The organism is Mycobacterium sp. SMC-8 (assembly GCF_025263565.1).
In the GTDB taxonomy this organism is placed as follows: domain Bacteria; phylum Actinomycetota; class Actinomycetes; order Mycobacteriales; family Mycobacteriaceae; genus Mycobacterium.
The window spans coordinates 644,373-663,272 of the sequence record NZ_CP079865.1; the positions used below are offsets into that span (position 1 = coordinate 644,373).

At 67.6% G+C, this 18,900-nt stretch carries 15 protein-coding genes and 1 pseudogene; 6 read left to right on the plus strand and 10 right to left on the minus strand.

The features are described 5' to 3' along the window. Positions 1-3 precede the first annotated feature (3 nt). The 10 genes from KXD97_RS03260 to KXD97_RS03305 form a co-directional block, all read right to left on the minus strand. A complete protein-coding gene (locus KXD97_RS03260; protein WP_260755441.1) occupies positions 4-1,707 on the minus strand; it encodes an MCE family protein in 1,704 nt (567 codons plus the stop codon). After that, positions 1,707-2,861, minus strand: a complete 1,155-nt coding sequence (locus tag KXD97_RS03265; RefSeq protein WP_260755442.1) for an MCE family protein — start codon at positions 2,859-2,861, stop codon at positions 1,707-1,709. The genes KXD97_RS03260 and KXD97_RS03265 overlap by 1 nt, the downstream gene beginning before the upstream one ends. Then, positions 2,858-4,231, minus strand: coding sequence for an MCE family protein (locus KXD97_RS03270; protein ID WP_260755443.1), 1,374 nt, complete (start codon positions 4,229-4,231; stop codon positions 2,858-2,860). Before KXD97_RS03270 ends, KXD97_RS03265 begins: the two co-directional genes overlap by 4 nt. Next, positions 4,228-5,286: a virulence factor Mce family protein gene (locus tag KXD97_RS03275; RefSeq protein ID WP_260755444.1), complete on the minus strand. Its 1,059-nt coding sequence runs from the start codon at positions 5,284-5,286 to the stop codon at positions 4,228-4,230. Before KXD97_RS03275 ends, KXD97_RS03270 begins: the two co-directional genes overlap by 4 nt. Then, on the minus strand, positions 5,279-6,307 hold the full coding sequence (locus KXD97_RS03280; protein WP_260755445.1) for an MCE family protein: 1,029 nt from the start codon (positions 6,305-6,307) through the stop codon (positions 5,279-5,281). The genes KXD97_RS03275 and KXD97_RS03280 overlap by 8 nt, the downstream gene beginning before the upstream one ends. Then, entirely contained in the window at positions 6,307-7,509 is a 1,203-nt protein-coding gene (locus tag KXD97_RS03285; RefSeq protein ID WP_260755446.1) for an MCE family protein, read from the minus strand. The genes KXD97_RS03280 and KXD97_RS03285 overlap by 1 nt, the downstream gene beginning before the upstream one ends. Positions 7,510-7,521: 12 nt before the next feature. Further along, entirely contained in the window at positions 7,522-8,364 is an 843-nt protein-coding gene (locus tag KXD97_RS03290) for an ABC transporter permease (protein ID WP_260755447.1), read from the minus strand. Then, positions 8,361-9,119, minus strand: coding sequence for an ABC transporter permease (locus tag KXD97_RS03295; RefSeq protein WP_260755448.1), 759 nt, complete (start codon positions 9,117-9,119; stop codon positions 8,361-8,363). Before KXD97_RS03295 ends, KXD97_RS03290 begins: the two co-directional genes overlap by 4 nt. A gap of 273 nt (positions 9,120-9,392) precedes the next feature. Further along, positions 9,393-10,337, minus strand: coding sequence for a 3-oxoacyl-ACP reductase (locus tag KXD97_RS03300; protein ID WP_260755449.1), 945 nt, complete (start codon positions 10,335-10,337; stop codon positions 9,393-9,395). Positions 10,338-10,350: 13 nt separating this feature from the next. After that, entirely contained in the window at positions 10,351-10,542 is a 192-nt protein-coding gene (locus tag KXD97_RS03305) for a ferredoxin (RefSeq protein WP_260755450.1), read from the minus strand. 171 nt (positions 10,543-10,713) lie between these two features. Between KXD97_RS03305 and KXD97_RS03310 the strand changes: the two genes are divergently transcribed. The 6 genes and pseudogenes from KXD97_RS03310 (at position 10,714) to KXD97_RS03335 (ending at position 18,893) form a co-directional block, all read left to right on the plus strand. Then, positions 10,714-11,895 carry an acyl-CoA dehydrogenase family protein gene (locus KXD97_RS03310; protein WP_260755451.1) on the plus strand — a complete coding sequence of 394 codons (1,182 nt, stop codon included), beginning with the start codon at positions 10,714-10,716 and terminating at the stop codon, positions 11,893-11,895. 8 nt (positions 11,896-11,903) lie between these two features. Next, positions 11,904-13,013 carry an acyl-CoA dehydrogenase family protein gene (locus KXD97_RS03315; RefSeq protein WP_260755452.1) on the plus strand — a complete coding sequence of 370 codons (1,110 nt, stop codon included), beginning with the start codon at positions 11,904-11,906 and terminating at the stop codon, positions 13,011-13,013. 11 nt (positions 13,014-13,024) lie between these two features. Then, a complete protein-coding gene (gene fadD17 / locus KXD97_RS03320) occupies positions 13,025-14,536 on the plus strand; it encodes a long-chain-fatty-acid--CoA ligase FadD17 (protein ID WP_260755453.1) in 1,512 nt (503 codons plus the stop codon). Next, positions 14,533-16,197 carry an AMP-binding protein gene (locus KXD97_RS03325; RefSeq protein ID WP_260755454.1) on the plus strand — a complete coding sequence of 555 codons (1,665 nt, stop codon included), beginning with the start codon at positions 14,533-14,535 and terminating at the stop codon, positions 16,195-16,197. The genes fadD17 and KXD97_RS03325 overlap by 4 nt, the downstream gene beginning before the upstream one ends. Beyond that, positions 16,190-17,776: an FAD-binding protein gene (locus KXD97_RS03330; protein ID WP_260755455.1), complete on the plus strand. Its 1,587-nt coding sequence runs from the start codon at positions 16,190-16,192 to the stop codon at positions 17,774-17,776. The genes KXD97_RS03325 and KXD97_RS03330 overlap by 8 nt, the downstream gene beginning before the upstream one ends. Next, positions 17,769-18,893, plus strand: a pseudogene (locus KXD97_RS03335) (Rieske 2Fe-2S domain-containing protein). The gene KXD97_RS03330 and the pseudogene KXD97_RS03335 overlap by 8 nt, the downstream one beginning before the upstream one ends. Positions 18,894-18,900: the final 7 nt, after the last annotated feature.

Consider the following 18,900-nt stretch of genomic DNA (forward strand, 5'->3'; position numbering starts at 1 on the left):
TACCTACACCTGCTTCGGCGCCAACATCAGATCGACCCAGTTCTCTGCCGGCGCCAGCTTGTCCGAACCGGGCGCGTACACGCCGACGCCACCTGCCGGGTCGACGAACTTGCCGTTCCGATCGTAGGTCGCCGTCGAGGTCCCACTCGCCAGGGGGGCCTCGGCGGGCAGTGGCGCGCTGGGCGCGGCGGGGGCCGGTGCGGGCGCGGCGGGGGCCGGTGCCGGCGCGGGCGGCGCCAGCGGCGGGCGCCCGTACGGCGGCACCACCTGGTCCGGCGGGGCGAAGTACGGCCACGGGGCCGGCTGGGGGCCCTGCTCGTTCGGCGGGACCGGTAGGGGGAACGGCGCGTGCGGCGCCGGTCCGGGACCGGGCGCCACCCCCGGGGGCAGCTGCACCGCAGGTGGACCCGGATCGGGATCGACCTGCGGCGGGATCATCGGGAACTTGTTGGGCGGCAGAATGTTACGGCCGTCCTGGATCGGCGTGCCGACCGGGACCGGCGGTCCGCGCCACGGGTTGTTGCCGATCGGCACGTACCCGCGCGGGTCGCGGCAGAGTTGCACGGTGGGCGCGCGCTTGCCGGGGAACTCCTGGCACGGGTAGTTACGTGCACCGCGCACCACGCTCGGATCGTTCTGCGGCACCTTGCAGTACAGATCGGTGGGAAGGTCGCGCAGCGTGGTGTCGGCCGGGGACCTGATCTGCGTGGCCGGGATGAACCCAGTGGCGCACGGCGGCGGATCCTGGAGATGGATCTTGAAGTCCAGCTTGCCGCCCTCGTCGGCGGGCACGCCGCCGGCGACGGTGTTCAGCGCGGCGAGCAGTGCCGGGAACACCACCAGCGCATGCTCGAGCGACTTGTTGTAGATCACCCCGATCCGGCCGAAGTTGGCCAGGTTGGCGGCGAGCATCGGGAACGACGGCCGGATGCCGTCGAACGTCTCGTTCGCGACGGCGGCGGTGCCGGGCACGGTCTGCAACGTGGTGCGCAGCTGCGGGTCGGCGCCCGCCACCTCGGTGGTCAACCGGCCCAGCGACTCCGCCAGCGACCTGATGTCGTCGCCGCCGCGGATCTGCGCGTCCAGGAACGGTCCGGCCTGGTCGATCAACTGCGCGGTCTGCGGGAAGTTCGCATTGGCCTCGTCGACCAGCAGGCGGGACGATTGGATCAACCGGGCCAGTTCGGGGCCGGAACCGTTGAACGCCTTGAACGCCTCCCGCAGCAGGTCCTGCAGGCGACTGTTGCTGACGCTGCGCACGAGTGCGTCGGCCTCCGACAGCAGCCCGGCGATGTCCTGCCCGATCGCGGTGCGGTCCATGCCGATGTCCGAGCCTTCACGCAGCGTCGCCTCGGACGCGTGCTCGGGCGGCACCAGGTCGATGTACTGCTCGCCGATCGCCGAGACGCTTTTGACGGTCGCCGTCACGTTCTCCGGAACCGGTGTGCCACTGTTCAACTGCATGTGTGCGACGACACCGCGGTCGGACAGGCCGACCGACTTGACGTGGCCGACGGTGACGCCGCGGTAGGTCACGTTGGCGTTCTCGTAGATCCCGCCGCCGGCGACGAAGTTGGCGGTGACGTTGTAGGCGCCGATTCCGACGGCCGCGGGCACGTGCAGATAGAACAGCGCCACCGCACCGACGCTGAGCACGGTGACGATCGCGAAGATCGTCAGTTGGAGACGGGTCAGGCGATCCAGCATTACGGCGCCCCCTCGTGTTGCGTGGCCGTGCCAGGGGGGATCTTGAACGGATCAGCTGCCTGGCCGGACAGGTTGGCCATCGCACCGGTGAGGAAGTCGGGCGGGTTGACGACCTCGCTCATCCGCTTCATGTTCGGGTCCAGACCCAACGAGGTGGTGAAGACCGATTCACCGACGCGGCGCAGGGTCAGGTCGAACGTGACGTACACGTTCAGGTAGTCACCGCGCACCGCGTTGCGCAGGTACTTGTAGTGGAACGGGAACGTCGGCAGGAACTCAAGGTCCTTGATCAGGTAGTCGACGTTGTCGTTGAGCGACTTGATGACCGGGAACAGGTCCTTGAAGTCCGCGGCGAAATCGTCCTTGGTCTCCTGAAGCACCCGGGAGGCCACGGTGGCGAAGCTGCGCAGCGCGGTGAACGCCTCGACGATCTGTGCGCGGTTGTCATTGAGCACCGCCAGCGCCTCGGGCAGCGTGTCCAGCGTGCGGCCCAGACCGTCCTTGCTGCGAGCCAGGATTGCGGCGAACCGGTCCAGGCCCTCGGCCGCAGCGATGATGTCACCGGTCTGTCGATCCAACGACGCGGTCAGTTCCGCAAGCCTGGGCAGCAGACCCGCGAATGTGCCGGACCGGTCCGCGACGGCGGTGTAGGCCTCATCGGTGATGTCCTGCAGCGCACCGAGATTGCCCTTGTTCACGACCACGCCGAGCGACGACAGCACCTCCTCGGTGGTCGGATAGTTACCGGTGCGGTCCATCGGTATCTCGCCGCCGTCGGCCAGGATGCCGGTGCCGTCCGCCGGCGCCGCCAGCTCGATGTGCTGCGAACCGAGCAGCGAGGTCTGCGCGACCTTCGCGGTGGCGTTGGCCGGCAGCCTGACGTTGCCGTCTAGGGACAACTGGACCTTCGCGTAGAACGTGCCGTCGGGGCGCTGCACGGCGTCCACCCCCGACACGCTGCCGACGGTCACGTCGTCGACCATCACCGGCGAGTTCTGCGGCAGCGTCGAAACATCGGGCAATTCCACGGTGATCGTGTACGAGCCCTCGCCGTGACCGGCGGTGCCGGGCATGTTCAGCGAGTTCAGGCCACCGAATTGGCAGCCGGCCAACAGCAGCGTGACCGACGAGAGACCCAATGCGCGACGGATCATCGGCCCGCCTCCGCGGGTGCGGCAGGTCCGGCGGTCGACGGTCCGGTCTCGGGTCCACCGGCGTGCGAGGTCGACGACTCCGGGCCCTCGGCCGGGACCAGCAGCGAGCTCAGGTCGGCGTCCGGGGCGACCTGCGGCGGCGTGACGCCGGGGGCGTTCTGCCACTGCAGGTACGGCACCGGGGTCTCGGCCTTGGCCTCGGTCTGAGGGGTGTCGTAGATGATCTGCCCCTTGTAGGCGGTGATGCTGTTGATCGGGTGGAACAACAGCGGCGGGTAGTTCATCGTGATGCGCTTGAACACCGGGCCCATCCGCTGGCGGCAGATCTCGGCCCGCTTGTAGTTGTCCGGGGTGGCGGCCGCGTCGAACGTGCCGCCGCAGATGAATTGCACCGGGTTGCCGAAGTTCGGCAGCGTCAGCAGACCGCCGACGGTGCCCTGCGCCGGGTTGTAGATGTTGTAGAAGTTGCTCAGGCCGTTCGGTGTGACATGCAGGATCTGTTCGATGTCGTCGCTGTGCTCGGTGAGGATGTTGGTGAAGTCGGTCAGCCGGTTGACCTGACCGATCAGCGCCTCGTTGCTCTCCCCGAGGAAGCCGCGCACGTCGCTGAGCGCCTGGTTGAGGGTGCCCAACGTGACGTCGAGATCCGTGGTGGCATCGGCCAGCACCTGCGACACCGACGCGACGTGGTTGGTGAACTGCACGATCTGTTCGTTGCTGTTCGACAGCGCATCGACCAAGATCTGCAGGTTTCGGATCGTGCCGAACAGATCGGTGCGGGAATCGCCCAACCGCCCCGCGGTCTGGGACAGCTCACGCAGCGCACGGCGGAACGTGTCCCCGTTGCCGTCGAAGGTGTCGGCGGCCTGGTTGACGAAAGAGGTGAGCGGGCCCTGCAACGAACCCTGTTGCGGGCCCAGCTGAGCGCTCAGCTGGGTCAGCTGCTCCTTGACCTCGTCCCACTCCACGGGCACGGCGGTGCGGTCCAGACCGATCTCGGCGCCGTCGCCCAGTTCGGCCCCGCCCGTGTAGGCGGGTGCCAGCTGAATGAATCTGGCAGACACCAGGTTCGGCGCGATGACCAGGGCCTTGGCGTCGGCGGGGATCTTGACGTCGCCGTCGACGGTCATGGTGATCTTCACGTCGCCGGCACGCGGCTCGATCGAGTCGATCTTGCCGACCGGCACACCGACCACCCGGACGTCGTCACCGGGGTACAGGCCGACCGCCGACGTGAAGTACGCCGTGATCTTCTGCCCGGCACGGCTGGGCCACACCAGGTAGGCGCCGACAATGAGCGTGAGGACCAGCACGCACACCAGGACGGTTCGTATCCAGCGGCTCCGCCGCACTGAGTTCCCTTGCGTCATGGCGACTTCGGCCTGATGATCATCCGCTCCGAGATGTAGCCGCGGAGCATGTCGGACAGGCTGTCGGGCAGCTTGCCCGGTTGGAAGTAGGTGTCGAGGAGCACCTCGGCGATCGGGGCGGGCGGCAGACCGTACAGGTTGATCTGGAAACCGGGCCCAGAGCCGACCACCTCGCCGAGCGCGGTGGCGTAGGGCGGAAGCCGCCTGAGTGCCTCGCTGATGTGCTCGCGGCGCTCAAGTAGATTGTCCAGCACCAGGTTCAGCTTCTCCAGCGCCGGCTTGAACTCGCGCCGGTTGTCGGCGACGAACCCGGAGAGCTGTTCCGAGACATCGTCGATGCCCGCGATCAGGTTGCTCAACGCCTGGCGCCGCTCGTCGAGCGCGGCGAACAACAGGTTGCCATCGGTGATCAGCTGATTGACCTGACCGGAGCGTTGCGCCAATGTGTCCGACACGTTCTTAGCGTGGGCGAGAAGCTGATCGAGCGCCTCGTCGCGGGCGTTCAGGCTGCGGGACAGGTTCGCGACTCCGTCGAGCGCGCTGCGCAGTTGAGGGGTGGCCTCGCGCAGAGAATCGGTCAACGTCTGCAGCGCCATCTCGAACTTCGGCTTGTCGAGCGCCGAGATGTTCTGCCCGAGATCCTGCAGCGCGGTGTTGAGGGTGTACGGAGTCGTGGTGCGCCCCAACGGGATCACCGTGGACTCGCCCCCGCCCTTGGGCGTGATGGCCAGCGACTTCTCACCGAGCACGGTATCGGTCTTGATTGCGACCAGCGACTGGTCGCCCACCTTCACGGCCCGGTCGACGGTGAAGGTGATCTTGGCGGCGTCACCGGCCAATTCGACCGCGGTCACCTTGCCGACCGCGAGGCCCGAGACGTTCACGTCGTTGCCCGGCGTGATGCCGCCGGCGTCGGCGAAGTACGCCTCATACGGCTTGCCCTGCGGGAAGAACGGCAGGCTCGAGTACCCGAACGACACCAGCACCAGGCACGCCACCAGGACGATGCCGAAGATCCCGGTGCGCAAGGGGTTCGAACCCTCCGGACTACTCAACTTCGGCACACCTCCCCTTACTCGGATCCGGCGGACCGCCGAACGGGATCAGGATGTCGCTGCCCGCCGGGCCGTTGATCTTCCCCCGCGTCGAGCAGTAGAAGATGTTGAAGAACGAGCCGTAAGCGCCGAGCGCGTTGAGCCTCAGATAGTTCTCCGCCAGCGGCTCGATGACCTTGTTCACGTCCGCCTTGCGCTCGTCGAAGCGCTGTGCGAACGGCCGGACGTTCTCGATCACGCCCTGCACCGGCCTGCGGGACTGCTCCAGCATGTCGGTCAGTTCATTTTCGGCCGACGCCAGCGGGCCGATGGCTCCGGCGATCGGATCACGGCCCTCGGCCAGCCCGGTGATCAGCTTCTGCAGCTGGTCGACACTGGCGTTGAACTGTTCACCCTTCTCGTCCACGGTGCCCAGCACCGTGTTCAGGTTGGTGATCACATCGCCGATGAGCTGATCGCGGGCGGCCAGCGTCTGGGTGAACGCGCTGGTGTTCGCCAGCATCGCCGACAGGGCCCCACCCTCACCCTGGAGCAGTTCGATGACCGCGCTGCTGATCTCGTTGACCTTGGCACCGTCAAGACCCTTGAGCACCGGCTTGAGCCCACCCAGCAGCGCGTCCAGATCCAGCGCGGGTTGAGTGTTGACAATGGTGCCGCCCTTGGGCAGCTTGACGAGATCCCCGGGGCCCGAGGTGATCTCGAGGTAGCGATCGCCGACCAGGTTCTCGTAGCGCACCACGGCCTTGGTCGAGGTGTAGAGCTGGTAGCGATCGTTGACGCTGAACGCGACGTCGACGGTGTTGTCGGGATTGAGCGTGACGTCTTCGACGGTACCGACCGGGACACCGGCGATGCGCACATCCTGCCCGGCCGTGAGCCGAGACGCGTCGTCGAAGGTCGCGTGGTACTTGTCCTCGGAGGCGAATCGGAACTCGCCGAAGACCACCACGAGTATCGCGGCGACCAGCAGCATCGCGACGGTGAAGACGCTGACGCTGATGAGGGTTCTGTCACGCCTCACTAGAAGTCGTCCCTTTCCGCGTAGGCGCCGTTGAACAGGAACTGCAGCGTCGAGGGCGCGTCGAACTGCAACTCGGTGTTCGGCTGGTAGGGAACATATGCGTTGTCGGTGACCAGGAAGGGCGTGTGGTACCACGACCCGCCGAACTGCTTGCTCGGAACCTCCGGCAGGCCACGGCAGTTCGGGCCGCCGGACGCGTTCACGATCGGCAGGCTCTCGGGATAGGTATAGGCGGGCGAGCCCGGCAGGAAGTTCGACGACACGAACAGGCCGGGACGGATCCCGCCGATGATTGGGGCGAAGCGGTCGACCGCGTTGGCGGTGCCTTTGAGGGTGCAGCCGAACACCGGAGAGTACTCCGCGGCGACCTTCAGCGGTGCGCGCAGCCGCTGTATCGCGGCGATGTAGTCGTCGGCCGCCGGCTCGAAGGTGGCGGTGCCGTTGTTGGCCAGCCCGGTGGCGGCCAGCAGTGCGGCGTTGAGGTTGTCCTGCTCGTCGACGATGGTCTGGCTGATCGCGGGCGCGTTCTCCAGCACCCGCACCAGGTCCGGGCCGGCGTCGCCGTAGATGTCGGTGACCACAGCGGTGCGACGCAGATCCTCTTGCAGCACAGGCAGCTTCGGGTTCAGCTGGCCCAGGTAGGAGTTCAGGCCCGACAACAGTGCGCCGAGGTCGTCGCCGTTGCCGCGCAGGCCCTCGCCGAGAGCCGACAGCGCGGCGTTGAGGTTGATCGGGTCGATCTTGTCCAACAGGTCGGTCAGCGTCTGGAACAGCGTGTTCACCTCGAGCTGCACACTGTCAGCCTTGACCTCGGCACCGGCTCTCAGCGACTGGCCGTCCGGGTCTTCCGGAGGAAGGAACTCGACCGCCTTGGCGCCGAAGATCGTGGTACCGGCGATGCGTACCGGAGCATCGGCCGGGATGTAGCGCATGTCGCCGCGGTTGATGGCCAGGGTGAGTTTCGCTGCGTCGCCGGCGTACTCGATCGACTCCACCTTGCCGACCTGGATGCCGCGGTACTTGACCTTCGCGTCCACGTCCATCCCCAGACCGGCCCGCGGCGACAGCACCGTGACCCTGTCGGTCGGGGTGAACGCCGCCGTGTAGGACAGGTAGGTGAACACGACGGCGATCAGCACCAGCACAGCGAGGATCGCCGCAGCGATCCTCACCTGGCTGCGCTTGGCGTCACCGTCGGCCATCGTGTTCCCGCCTTACCCGGAGAGGTTGAAGTTGCCGGACGCGCCGTAGACGGCGAGTGAGATCAACAGGACGATCGTCACGACGACGATCAGGGATGTGCGCACCGCCTGGCCCACGGCGATGCCCACCCCGACCGGACCACCGGAGGCGTTGTAGCCGTAGTAGGTGTGCACCAGCATCACCGCGACCGCCATCACGATCGCCTGGAGGAACGACCAGAGCAGGTCGCTGGGAACCAGGAACGTGTTGAAGTAATGGTCGTACAGACCGGCGGACTGGCCGTTGATGTAGACGGTGGTGAACCTCGCGGCAAAGAAGGCCGCGAGCACCGACAGCGCGTAGAGGGGCACGATCGCGATCAGCCCGGCGATCAAACGGGTGGACACCAGGTACGAAACCGCGTGGACCGCCATCGATTCGACGGCGTCGATCTCCTCGGCCACGCGCATGGCGCCCAGCTGTGCCGTGGCTCCTGCCCCGATCGTGGCCGCGAGCGCGATACCGGCGATCACCGGAGCCACGATGCGGACGTTGAGGAACGCCGACAGGAAGCCGGTCAGCGCCTCGATGCCGATGTTGCCCAGCGACGAGTAGCCCTGGACGGCGATCACGCCGCCGGAGGCCAGCGTCATGAACGCCGCGACGCCGACGGTGCCTCCGATCATCACCAGCGCGCCGGTGCCCATGGACATCTCGGCAATGAGGCGGACCGTCTCCTTGCGGTACCGGGTGATCGCATTGGGGACGTAACGGAACGTCTCGCCGTAGAACAGCGCCTGCTCACCCACGGTGTCCACGGCGCGGGGGAAGACGCGCAGAAGCCGGCGGAACCGGATGGTGGCGTCGTAGCTCATAGCACCCGGACCCCGATCGCGGTCATGATCACGTTGATCACGAACAGACAGATGAACGCGTAGACCACCGTCTCGTTGACGGCGTTGCCGACACCCTTCGGGCCACCCTGGACCGTCAGGCCGCGGTAACAGCCGACCAGCCCGGCGACGACCCCGAACAGCAGCGCCTTGATCTCGGCGAGCACCAGCTCGCCCAGGCCGGTCAGAACCGTCAGCCCGTTGATGAACGCCCCCGGGTTGACGCCCTGCAAAAATACCGAGAATACGTAACCACCGGACAGGCCGATCAGACAGACCAGACCGTTGAGTAGCAGCGCGACGAAGGTTGAGGCCAGCACGCGCGGTACGACGAGGCGCTGGATCGGGTCGATGCCCAGCACCCGCATTGCGTCGATCTCCTCGCGGATGGTGCGCGCGCCGAGGTCGGCGCAGATCGCCGTGGCGCCGGCCCCGGCCACCACGAGCACCGTGACGACGGGGCCGAGCTGGGTGATGGTGCCGAACGCGGTGCCCGCCCCGGACAGGTCGGCGGCGCCGATCTCTCGGAGCAGGATGTTCAGGGTGAACGCGACGAGCACGGTGAACGGGATGGCGACCAGCAGCGTCGGCACCAGCGAGACCCGCGCGATCATCCAGGTCTGTTCGAGGAACTCCCGGAACTGGAACGGCCGGCGGAAGGTCTTGACGAACGTCTCCAAGGACATCTCGACGAACCCGCCCACGGCCCGCGCAGGCGCCGCAAGCTGTTCGATCAACCTGGGCTCCGTTCTCGGGACGCGGGGTTCGGGAGGAACGGCGGGCGGCGTGCCGTGGCGAATATCGGTAAGCCGGGAGCCGACGTCGTGTTCCCACCCCTTGGTTAAGCACTGCTCTTAGTAGGCCGGATCATACTAACTAGAACGTGTTCGCAGTGTCAAAGAACGGCAAATCCCGTCAGAATTGTCATATTGGCGCAGCTCAAGGCCGGTGTGACCCACATCATTCTAGAACGTGTTCTAATCGACGCGGAGCACTGACAATCGAGACTGTCAGTGCGGGTCGCCAAGTCCCATCACTGCCGAGAAACTCCGCTCCGGATCCCGATCAGCAAAGTAATCCTTCAGGGCGCCCGATAAGGCCTCGGGGTCCCACGTGTCACCCTCGGCGCTGAACTGCCGCTCTGCTGTGGGAGCCGCGATGAGGGTCACCGTCGGACCATAGACGATGAAGAGCTGCCCGTTGACCCCTTCTGATGCCGGGGAAGCCAGGAAACGCACCAGGTTCACCACATGCTCGGGTGAGAGCGGGTCGACCCCGCCCTCCGGCAGATCGGGTGCGTCGCCGAACACTCCCGCCGTCATGGCGGTGCGCGCCCTCGGCGCGATCGCGTTGGCCCGCACGCCGAAGCGGCCCAGCGCCCGGGCCGCCGACAGCGTCAACGCCGTGATACCGGCCTTGGCGGCACCGTAATTGGGCTGACCGACCGGGCCGGACAGGCCCGCCTCCGACGAGGTGTTGATGATCCGGCCGTACACCGTGCCGGCCCCGTCGTCGCCGCCGGCCTTGGCCTTCGAGCGCCAGTACGTCGCCGCGTTCCGGGTCAGCAGGAAGTGGCCGCGCAGATGCACCGCGATGACCGCATCCCACTCCTCGTCGGTCATGTTGAACAGGATGCGGTCCCGGGTGATGCCGGCGTTGTTGACGACGATTCCGAGCCCCCCGAGGCCGTCGGCGGTCTCCACCAGCTCGTCGGCCGTCGAGCGTTCGCTGATGTCGCCGGGGACGGCGACCCCCTTGGAACCCACCGCGGCGATCTCGTCGAGGACGTCGGACTTGTCCAGCGCCGGGGCGATGTCGTTGACCACCACGGTGGCGCCGGCCCTGGCGAGCCCGATGGCCTCGGCACGACCGAGGCCGGCGGCGGCCCCGGTGACGACGGCGACGCGGCCGGACAGATCGATTCCGGTCGTCTGAAGGGCGCAAGATTCAGTCAAAGTATGAATACCTCTAGTCGCGGCGGATCAGGGCTGCACGGGGGCACTCGGCGATGGACTGCTCGGCCACCGCCTCCTCCTCCGGGGGGACCGGGTCGGACTTGACGACGGCGTAGTCGTCGTCGTCGAGCTCGAACAGGTCGGGGGCAATTCCTACACAGACCGCGTTGCCTTCGCAACGGTCACGATCCACTTCCACTCGCATCAGATCCTCCTGTCGGTCCGGGCTGTTGGTCCGATCTGCCGGGCACACAGTGTGACACCACCCTGGACCCCAACACTAGAACGTGTTACAACCGGGGAACACCCGAGGTACGCCTTGGCGTCCGGGATGGCACTTTCGAACCAAGGCTCGCAGACAAGTGAGGACGACGCGATGCGAATCGGCTACACCCCCGAACAGGAGGAGCTACGTCGCGAACTGCGGACGTACTTCACCAAGCTCATGACACCCGAACGCGCCGAGGCGCTGGCGTCCGACGACGGCGAGATGGGACGTGGCAACGTCTACCGCGAGACCGTCGCGCAGATGGGCAAGGACGGCTGGCTGACGCTGTCCTGGCCGAAGGAGTTCGGCGGCCAGGCCCGCCCGCCGATGGACGGGCTGATCTTCAACGACGAGGCCGCCATCGCCAACGTGCCGGTGCCCTTCCTGACCATCAACAGCGTCGCGCCGACGATCATGGCGTTCGGCACCGAGGAGCAGAAGAAGTTCTTCCTGCCCAAGATCGCCGCGGGGGATCTGCACTTCTCGATCGGCTACTCGGAACCGGGCGCGGGCACCGACCTGGCCTCACTGCGCACCACCGCGGTACGCGACGGCGACGACTACGTGATCAACGGCCAGAAGATGTGGACCAGCCTGATCGCGTACGCCGACTACGTGTGGCTGGCCGCACGCACCAACCCGGACGCCAAGAAGCACCGCGGCATCTCGATGCTGATCGTGCCCACCACCGCGGAGGGCTTCTCCTGGACCCCGGTGCACACGATGTCGGGGGTGGACACCAGCGCCACCTACTACCAGGACGTGCGGGTGCCGGCGTCCAACCTCGTCGGGGAAGAGAACGCCGGCTGGAAGCTGGTCACCAATCAGCTCAACCACGAGCGGGTCGCACTCGTCTCGGCACAGCCGATCTTCGTGGCGCTCAACGGGGTCCGCGAGTGGGCGCAGAACACCAAAGACGTGCACGGCAAGCGGCTCATCGATTCGGAGTGGGTGCAGCTCAACCTTGCCCGGGTGCATGCCAAGGCCGAGGTGCTCAAGTTGATCAACTGGGAGCTGGCCTCCGCCGAGGACTCCGCACCGTCCCCGGCCGACGCATCGGCGGCCAAGGTGTACGGCACGGAGCTCGCGACCGAGGCCTACCGTCTGCTGATGGAGGTGCTCGGCACCGCCGCCACCCTGCGCACGAACTCGCCGGGCGCACTGCTGCGCGGCCGGATCGAGCGGATGCATCGCTCCTGCCTGATTCTGACCTTCGGCGGCGGCACCAACGAGATCCAGCGCGACATCATCGGCATGGTCGCGCTCGGCCTGCCCCGAGTGAACCGATAGGACCCGAGATGGATTTCAAGACAACCGAAGCCAGTGACGACCTCGGCGGCCTGGTGCGCACGATCACCGAGTCCGTGGTCACCCCGGATCATCAGCGTGTGCTCGACGCACTCACCCCGGACGCGGGAGGCCGATTCGACCGCGAGCTGTGGGGCAAGCTGATCGACGCCGACATCCTGTCCACCACGGCGCCGGAGGCGTTGGGCGGCGGCGGTTTCGGAGTGCTGGAGGAGGTCGCCGTGCTGGTGGCGCTGGGCCGCCAGCTGGCCGCGGTCCCGTACCTGGAGTCGGTGGTGCTGGCCGCGGGCGCGCTGGCACGATTCGGATCCGAGCCACTGCAGCAGGAGTGGGCAGCACCGGCCATCAGCGGCGAGAAGGTGCTCACGGTCGCACTCGACGGCGAGATGGGCGAGGGACCGGTGCGCGCACAGGCTTCGGCCGATGGTGTCAGCCTGACCGGAACCCGGACCCAGGTGGCTTTCGGGGTGAACGCCGACGCCTTCCTGGTACCGGCCGAAACCGATTCCGGCACCGCTGTTTTCCTGGTGTCCTCCACCGATGACGGCGTGACGGTCACCGCGCTGGACACCACCGGTCACGGGAGTGTCGCCGCGCTGCAGTTACAGGGCGTCGGGGTCGGGAACGACCGGCGTGTCGGCGGGCCCGAGGTACTCGACTGGCTCATCACCCGGCATGCGCTGGCCCGCAGCGCCTATCAACTCGGAGTGCTCGAGCGGGCGCTGGAGATGACGGCGTCCTATGCGCGCGAGCGTGAGCAGTTCGACCGCCCGATCGGCAGCTTCCAGGCGGTCTCGTCCCGCCTGGCCGACGGCTACATCGACATCAAGGGTCTCCGCCTGACGTTGACCCAGGCGGCCTGGCGACTCTCCGAGGACCTGCCTGCCGACATCGACGTGGCCAGCGCGGCGTTCTGGGCCGCCGAAGCCGGCCACCGGGTCGCCCACACCGCGGTGCACGTCCACGGAGGCGTCGGTATCGACGTCGATCATCCGGTGCACCGCTATTTCCTGGCCGCCAAGCAGACCGAGTTCGCTGTCGGCGGGGCTACCGGGCAGTTGCTGCGCATCGGCCGCGAGCTGGCCGACACCCCGGCCTGAGCCGCCCGCCGGTGGCAACCGTCTCGTCCCTGCTGGCCAAACTCGCCGAGGTCGACGACCGAGGGGTGCACTGGGTCGACCCGCAGAGCGGATCGGTGTCGTTCACCAGCTGGCGCAACCACATTCGTGACGGTGCGGCACTCGCGTCGGTGCTGCGCGGCAGGCTCGATCCGGACCGCCCGCCTCACGTCGGGGTGCTGCTCGGGAACACGCCGTTTTTCGGCACCGTCCTGGTCGCGGCGGCGCTGGCGGGCATCGTGCCGGTCGGGTTGAACCCCACCCGCCGGGGTGCGGCGCTGCAGCGCGACGTCGACCACGCCGACTGTCAGCTGGTGCTCGCCGATCGCAACGGCGCACAGGACGGCATCTCGGCCGTCGCCGTCGAATCACCGGCGTTCGAAGCCGAGTTAGACGCCCACCGCGGCGCAGCCGCCGACTTCCCCGACCCCGACCCCGACGACCTGTTCATGCTGATCTTCACCTCGGGCACCAGTGGTGATCCGAAGGCGGTGCGGTGCACCCACGAGAAGATCGCTTTTCCGGGAAACATGCTCGCGCAGCGGTTCGGACTCGGGCCCGGCGACACCTGTTACCTGTCGATGCCGCTGTTCCATTCGAACGCGATCATGGCCGGATGGGCGCCGGCGGTGGCCGCCGGGGCGTCGATCGCCCTGCGCCGCAAGTTCTCTGCGTCGCAGTTCTTCCCCGATGTGCGCAGGTTCGGCGCGACGTACGCCAACTACGTCGGCAAGCCGCTGTCCTATGTCCTGGCCACCCCCGAACGTCCGGACGACTCCGACAACACGCTGCGGATCGCGTACGGCAACGAGGGTGCGCCCCGGGACCTGAACCGGTTCGCCGAGCGGTTCGGGGTGAGGGTGGTGGACGGCTTCGGTTCCAGCGAGGGCGGGGTGTCGATCGCCCGGACCCCGGACACCCCCGAAGGCGCGCTGGGACCGCTGACCGCAGGCGTGACGATCATCGACGTCGGCACGGGCGCCGAATGCGGGCCCGGCGAGGTCGGGGAACTGGTCAACACCGACGGGCCCGGCCAGTTCCGGGGGTACTACAAGGATCCCGATGCCGAAGCCGAGCGCATGCGCGGCGGCGTTTACCACAGCGGTGACCTGGCGTATCGGGATGAGCACGGGTTCGCGTACTTCGCGGGCCGCCTCGGCGACTGGATGCGCGTCGACGGTGAGAACCTGGGCACCGCCCCGATCGAACGGATCCTGATGCGGTTCCCTTCAGTGACCGAGGTAGCGGTGTACCCGATCCCCGATCCGGCGGTCGGTGATCAGGTGATGGCCGCCCTCGTGCTGCCGGAGGAGGTCCCGTTCGATCCCGCCGCCTTCACCCGATTCCTGGCCGAGCAGCGCGATCTGGGCCCCAAGCAGTGGCCGCGATACGTACGCACCGCCCACGCTCTTCCCCGCACCGAGACGTTCAAGGTCCTCAAACGTCAACTCTCCGCCGAGGGCGTCGACTGCGCGGACCCCGTCTACGAGATCGTGCGGCCATGACCGCGCGCCGGGACGACATCGCCACCATGCTGTGCGACCGGATCGGCGACCGGCGGCCCGGGCTGCGCACCCGCGAACGGGACTGGACGTGGGACGAGGTGGTCCGAGAATCGGCGGCCAGGGCCTGCCTGGCGAACACATGGCGCGGCAGCGACGGTGACGCCGTGCACATCGGGGTGCTGCTGGAGAACGTGCCCGATTTCGTGTTTTGGCTCGGCGGTGCCGCACTGGCCGGAGCCACCGTCGTCGGCCTGAACCCGACTCGCGGATCGGACGGGCTGGCCGCCGACATCCGGCACGCCGACTGCGGGCTGATCATCACCGACACCGCCGGTGCGCGCCGACTGGCCGGCCTCGACCACGGCGTGGCGGACGACCGCGTGCTGGTGGTCGACGACCCCGGGTACGCCGACCTGCTGCGGGCCCAGCGGGTCGAACCCGTGCCGGCGCCCGGCGCCGACGAAGCATCCTTGCTGCTGTTGTTGTTCACATCGGGTACGACCGGCAACTCGAAGGCCGTCAAGTGCAGCCAGGGCCGCCTGGCCCGCATCGCGTATGCCGCGACCGACAAATTCGGGCATCACCGCGACGACGTCGACTACTGCTGCATGCCGCTGTTCCACGGCAACGCGATCATGGCGCTGTGGGCGCCCGCGCTGGCCAACGGTGCGACGATATGCCTCACCCCGACGTTCTCGGCGTCCGGATTCCTCTCCGACGTCCGGTATTTCGGGGCGACGTTCTTCACCTACGTCGGAAAGGCGCTGGCCTACCTGCTGTCCACCCCGGAGTCCCCGGATGACGCCGACAACCCGCTGGAACGCGGGTTCGGCACCGAGGCCTCCCCCGAGGACCAGAGAGAATTCCGGCGCCGGTTCGGTGCGCGACTGTTCGAGGGGTACGGCTCCAGCGAGGGCGGCGCGGTGGCCCAACCGGATCCGTCGGCACCGCCGTCGGCGCTCGGCCGGCCCGCGCACGGCGACGTCGTCGTCGTCGACCCCGTCACGATGACACCGTGTCCCCCGGCGGAGCTCGATCCCCAGGGCCGGGCGCTCAACGCCGACAAGGCCATCGGCGAGATCGTCGACCGGCGGGGCGCCAGTGATTTCGAGGGTTATTACAACAACGATGCCGCCGATGCCGAACGAACTCGCAACGGCTGGTACTGGTCCGGCGACCTCGGCTACGTCGACAGCCATGGCTACCTGTATTTCGCCGGCCGGCGCGGTGACTGGCTGCGCGTCGACGGCGAGAACATCTCCACCTTGACCGTCGAACGGGTGCTGCGATGTCACCCGGGGGTGTTGGCCGCGGCGGTCTACGGCGTCCCCGATCCACGGTCGGGCGACCAGGTGATGGCCGCCGTTGAGGTGCCCGACCCGGACACCTTCGACGTCAATGCGTTCGCGTCGTTCCTTGCCGACCGGGATGATTTGGGCGCCAAGGGTTTTCCCCGGCTGCTGCGGGTGTCAGCGAAGCTCCCCGTCACCGGATCCAACAAGGTGCTCAAACGTGAGCTGCAGGCGCAGCGCTGGCACACCGACGAGTCGGTGTACCGATGGGCGGGCCGGGGACATCCGCGCTTCCGGCTGATGAGCGCCAAGGATCGCGTCGCCCTCGACGCCAAATTCGCCGCGTATGGAAGGGAACACCATGCCTGAATCCGATGAGCGCTCGCGCGAGCATGATTCAACCCGGTGGGATGAGACCACCGACGTCCTGGTGGCCGGGTCCGGTGCGGGCGGGGCGACCGGCGCCTATACCGCCGCCAGGGAAGGCCTGGACGTGCTCCTGGTGGAAGCCACCGACAAGTTCGGCGGCACCACGGCGTATTCCGGCGGGGGCGGGATGTGGTTTCCGTGCAACCCCGTGTTGGTGCGGGCGGGTGCCGACGACACCCTCGACGACGCTGTGGAGTATTACACCGCGGTGGTCGGTGACCGCACACCGCGCGCGCTGCAGGAGACCTATGTCCGCAGCGGCGCACCGCTGATCGAGTACCTGGAAAGCGATGAGCTGCTGAAGTTTTCGCTGCTGCCATGGCCGGACTACTTCGGCAGCGCCCCGAAGGCCCGCGCCGACGGGATGCGCCACATCGCGGCCAAGCCGTTGAAGGTGGCCGCCGCCCCACAGTTGCGTGAGCTCGTTCGCGGACCGCTGGACGCCGACCGGCTCGGGCGTGCCCAGCCCGACGACTACTTCGTCGGGGGTCGTGCGCTGATCGCCCGACTCCTCGCGGCCACGGCCCGCTTCCCGCATACGGCGACCCGGTTGAACACCGCGCTGACCGAACTTGTGGTCGACGGCGGCAGGGTTGTCGGGGCAATCGTCGAATCGGATGGAGAGCGCAGAGCCATCCGGGCCCGGCGGGGAGTCCTGTTGGCCGCGGGCGGTTTCGAACGCAATGACGACCTGCGTGCCCGCTACGGGGTGCCGGGAACCTCGCGGGACACCATGGGACCGTGGGGCAATCTGGGCCTGGCGCATCTGGCCGGCATCGCCGCCGGCGCCGGCACCGACCTGATGGATCAGGCGTGGTGGTCCCCCGGCCTGACCCATCCCGACGGCACGTCGGCGTTCGCGTTGTGGTTCACCGGCGGGATCTTCGTCGACGATGAGGGCAGGCGCTTCGTCAACGAATCGGCGGCCTACGACCGGCTCGGGCGGGCTGTGCTGACGGCCGTCGCCGACGGCACGGTCACCCTGCCGTTCTGGATGATCTACGACGACGGCGACGGGGTGGTGCCGCCGGTGAAGGCGACCAACGTCTCGATGGTCGAACCGGACAAGTACGTCGCGGCCGGATTGTGGCGCACCGCCGACACCCTCGAGGAGTTGGCGGCGGCAATCGGGGTTCCGCCAAGCAACCTGGTGGAAACGGTCGAGAGGTTCAACGGGTTCGTCCGCGAGGGACGCGACAGGGATTTCGGCCGCGGCGACGAACCCTACGACCGGGCGTTCTCGGGCGGCGCGGCGCCGCTGTATCCCATCGAGAAGGGTCCGTTCCACGCGGCCGCATTCGGGGTTTCGGATCTGGGCACCAAAGGCGGGTTGCGCACCGATACCGCCGCGCGAGTGCTCGATCGGGCGGACAATGTGATTCCCGGGCTGTACGCGGCGGGCAACACGATGGCCGCGCCCAGCGGCACCACCTATCCGGGCGGCGGTAACCCGATCGGCACCAGCATGGTCTTCAGCCACCTCGCTGTGCTCGACATGGCAGGAGGAAACCATGAGTGATGCCATCCGCGAGATCGACACCGGTGCGGCGATGACCCGGTTCGCGCGGGGCTGGCACTGCCTCGGGCTGGCCGAGACGTTCCGGGACGGGAAACCGCACGGCATCGACGCGTTCGGCACGCTCCTGGTGGTCTTCGCCGACAGCCAAGGTGCACTCAGGGTTCTTGATGGCTACTGCCGGCACATGGGCGGCAACCTCGCCCAGGGCACCGTCAAAGGCGACGAGGTCGCCTGCCCGTTCCACGACTGGCGCTGGGGCGGCGACGGCAGGTGCACACTGGTCCCTTATGCCAAACGCACGCCGCGCATGGCTCGCACCCGCTCCTGGCCGACCACCGAGGTGAATGGTCAGCTGCTGGTGTGGCACGACCCGGAGCGGTCGGCCGCGCCGACCGAGCTGATCCCGCCGACGATCGAAGGGTATGACGAGGGTCGCTGGTCGCCGTGGCAGTGGAGTTCGGTGCTCATCGACGGTGCCCACTGCCGCGAGATCGTCGACAACAACGTGGACATGGCGCACTTCTTCTATATCCACCACGCGTACCCGACCTACTTCAAGAACGTCATCGACGGACACACCGCCAGCCAGTTCATGGAGTCAAAGCCTCGCCCGGACTTCGTCGCCAATCCGGAAAAGCTCTGGGAAGGAACGTATCTGCGCTCGGAGGCGACGTACTTCGGACCCGCCTACATGATCAACTAGCTGCACAACGATCTCGCCCCCGATTTCACCGTGGAGGTGGCCCTGATCAACTGCCACTACCCCGTGACGCACAACTCGTTCATGTTGCAGTGGGGCGTGGCTGTCCAGCAGATGCCGGCGCTGCCTGCCGAGAATGCCGCCAAGCTGGCCGCGGCCATGAGCCGGTCGTTCGGCGAGGGATTTCTCGAAGACGTGGAGATCTGGAAGAACAAGTCACCGGTGGAGAACCCCCTGCTGACCGAGGAGGACGGCCCGGTCTATCAGCATCGCCGGTGGTACCAGCAGTTCTACGTCGACGCAGCCGATGTCACCGCCGACATGACCGACCGCTACGAACAGGAGGTCGACACCAGCCACGCGTACGACCTCTGGCAGCAGGAGGTCGAGCACAACATGGCGGCCAGGCAGGGCTGACGTCCGC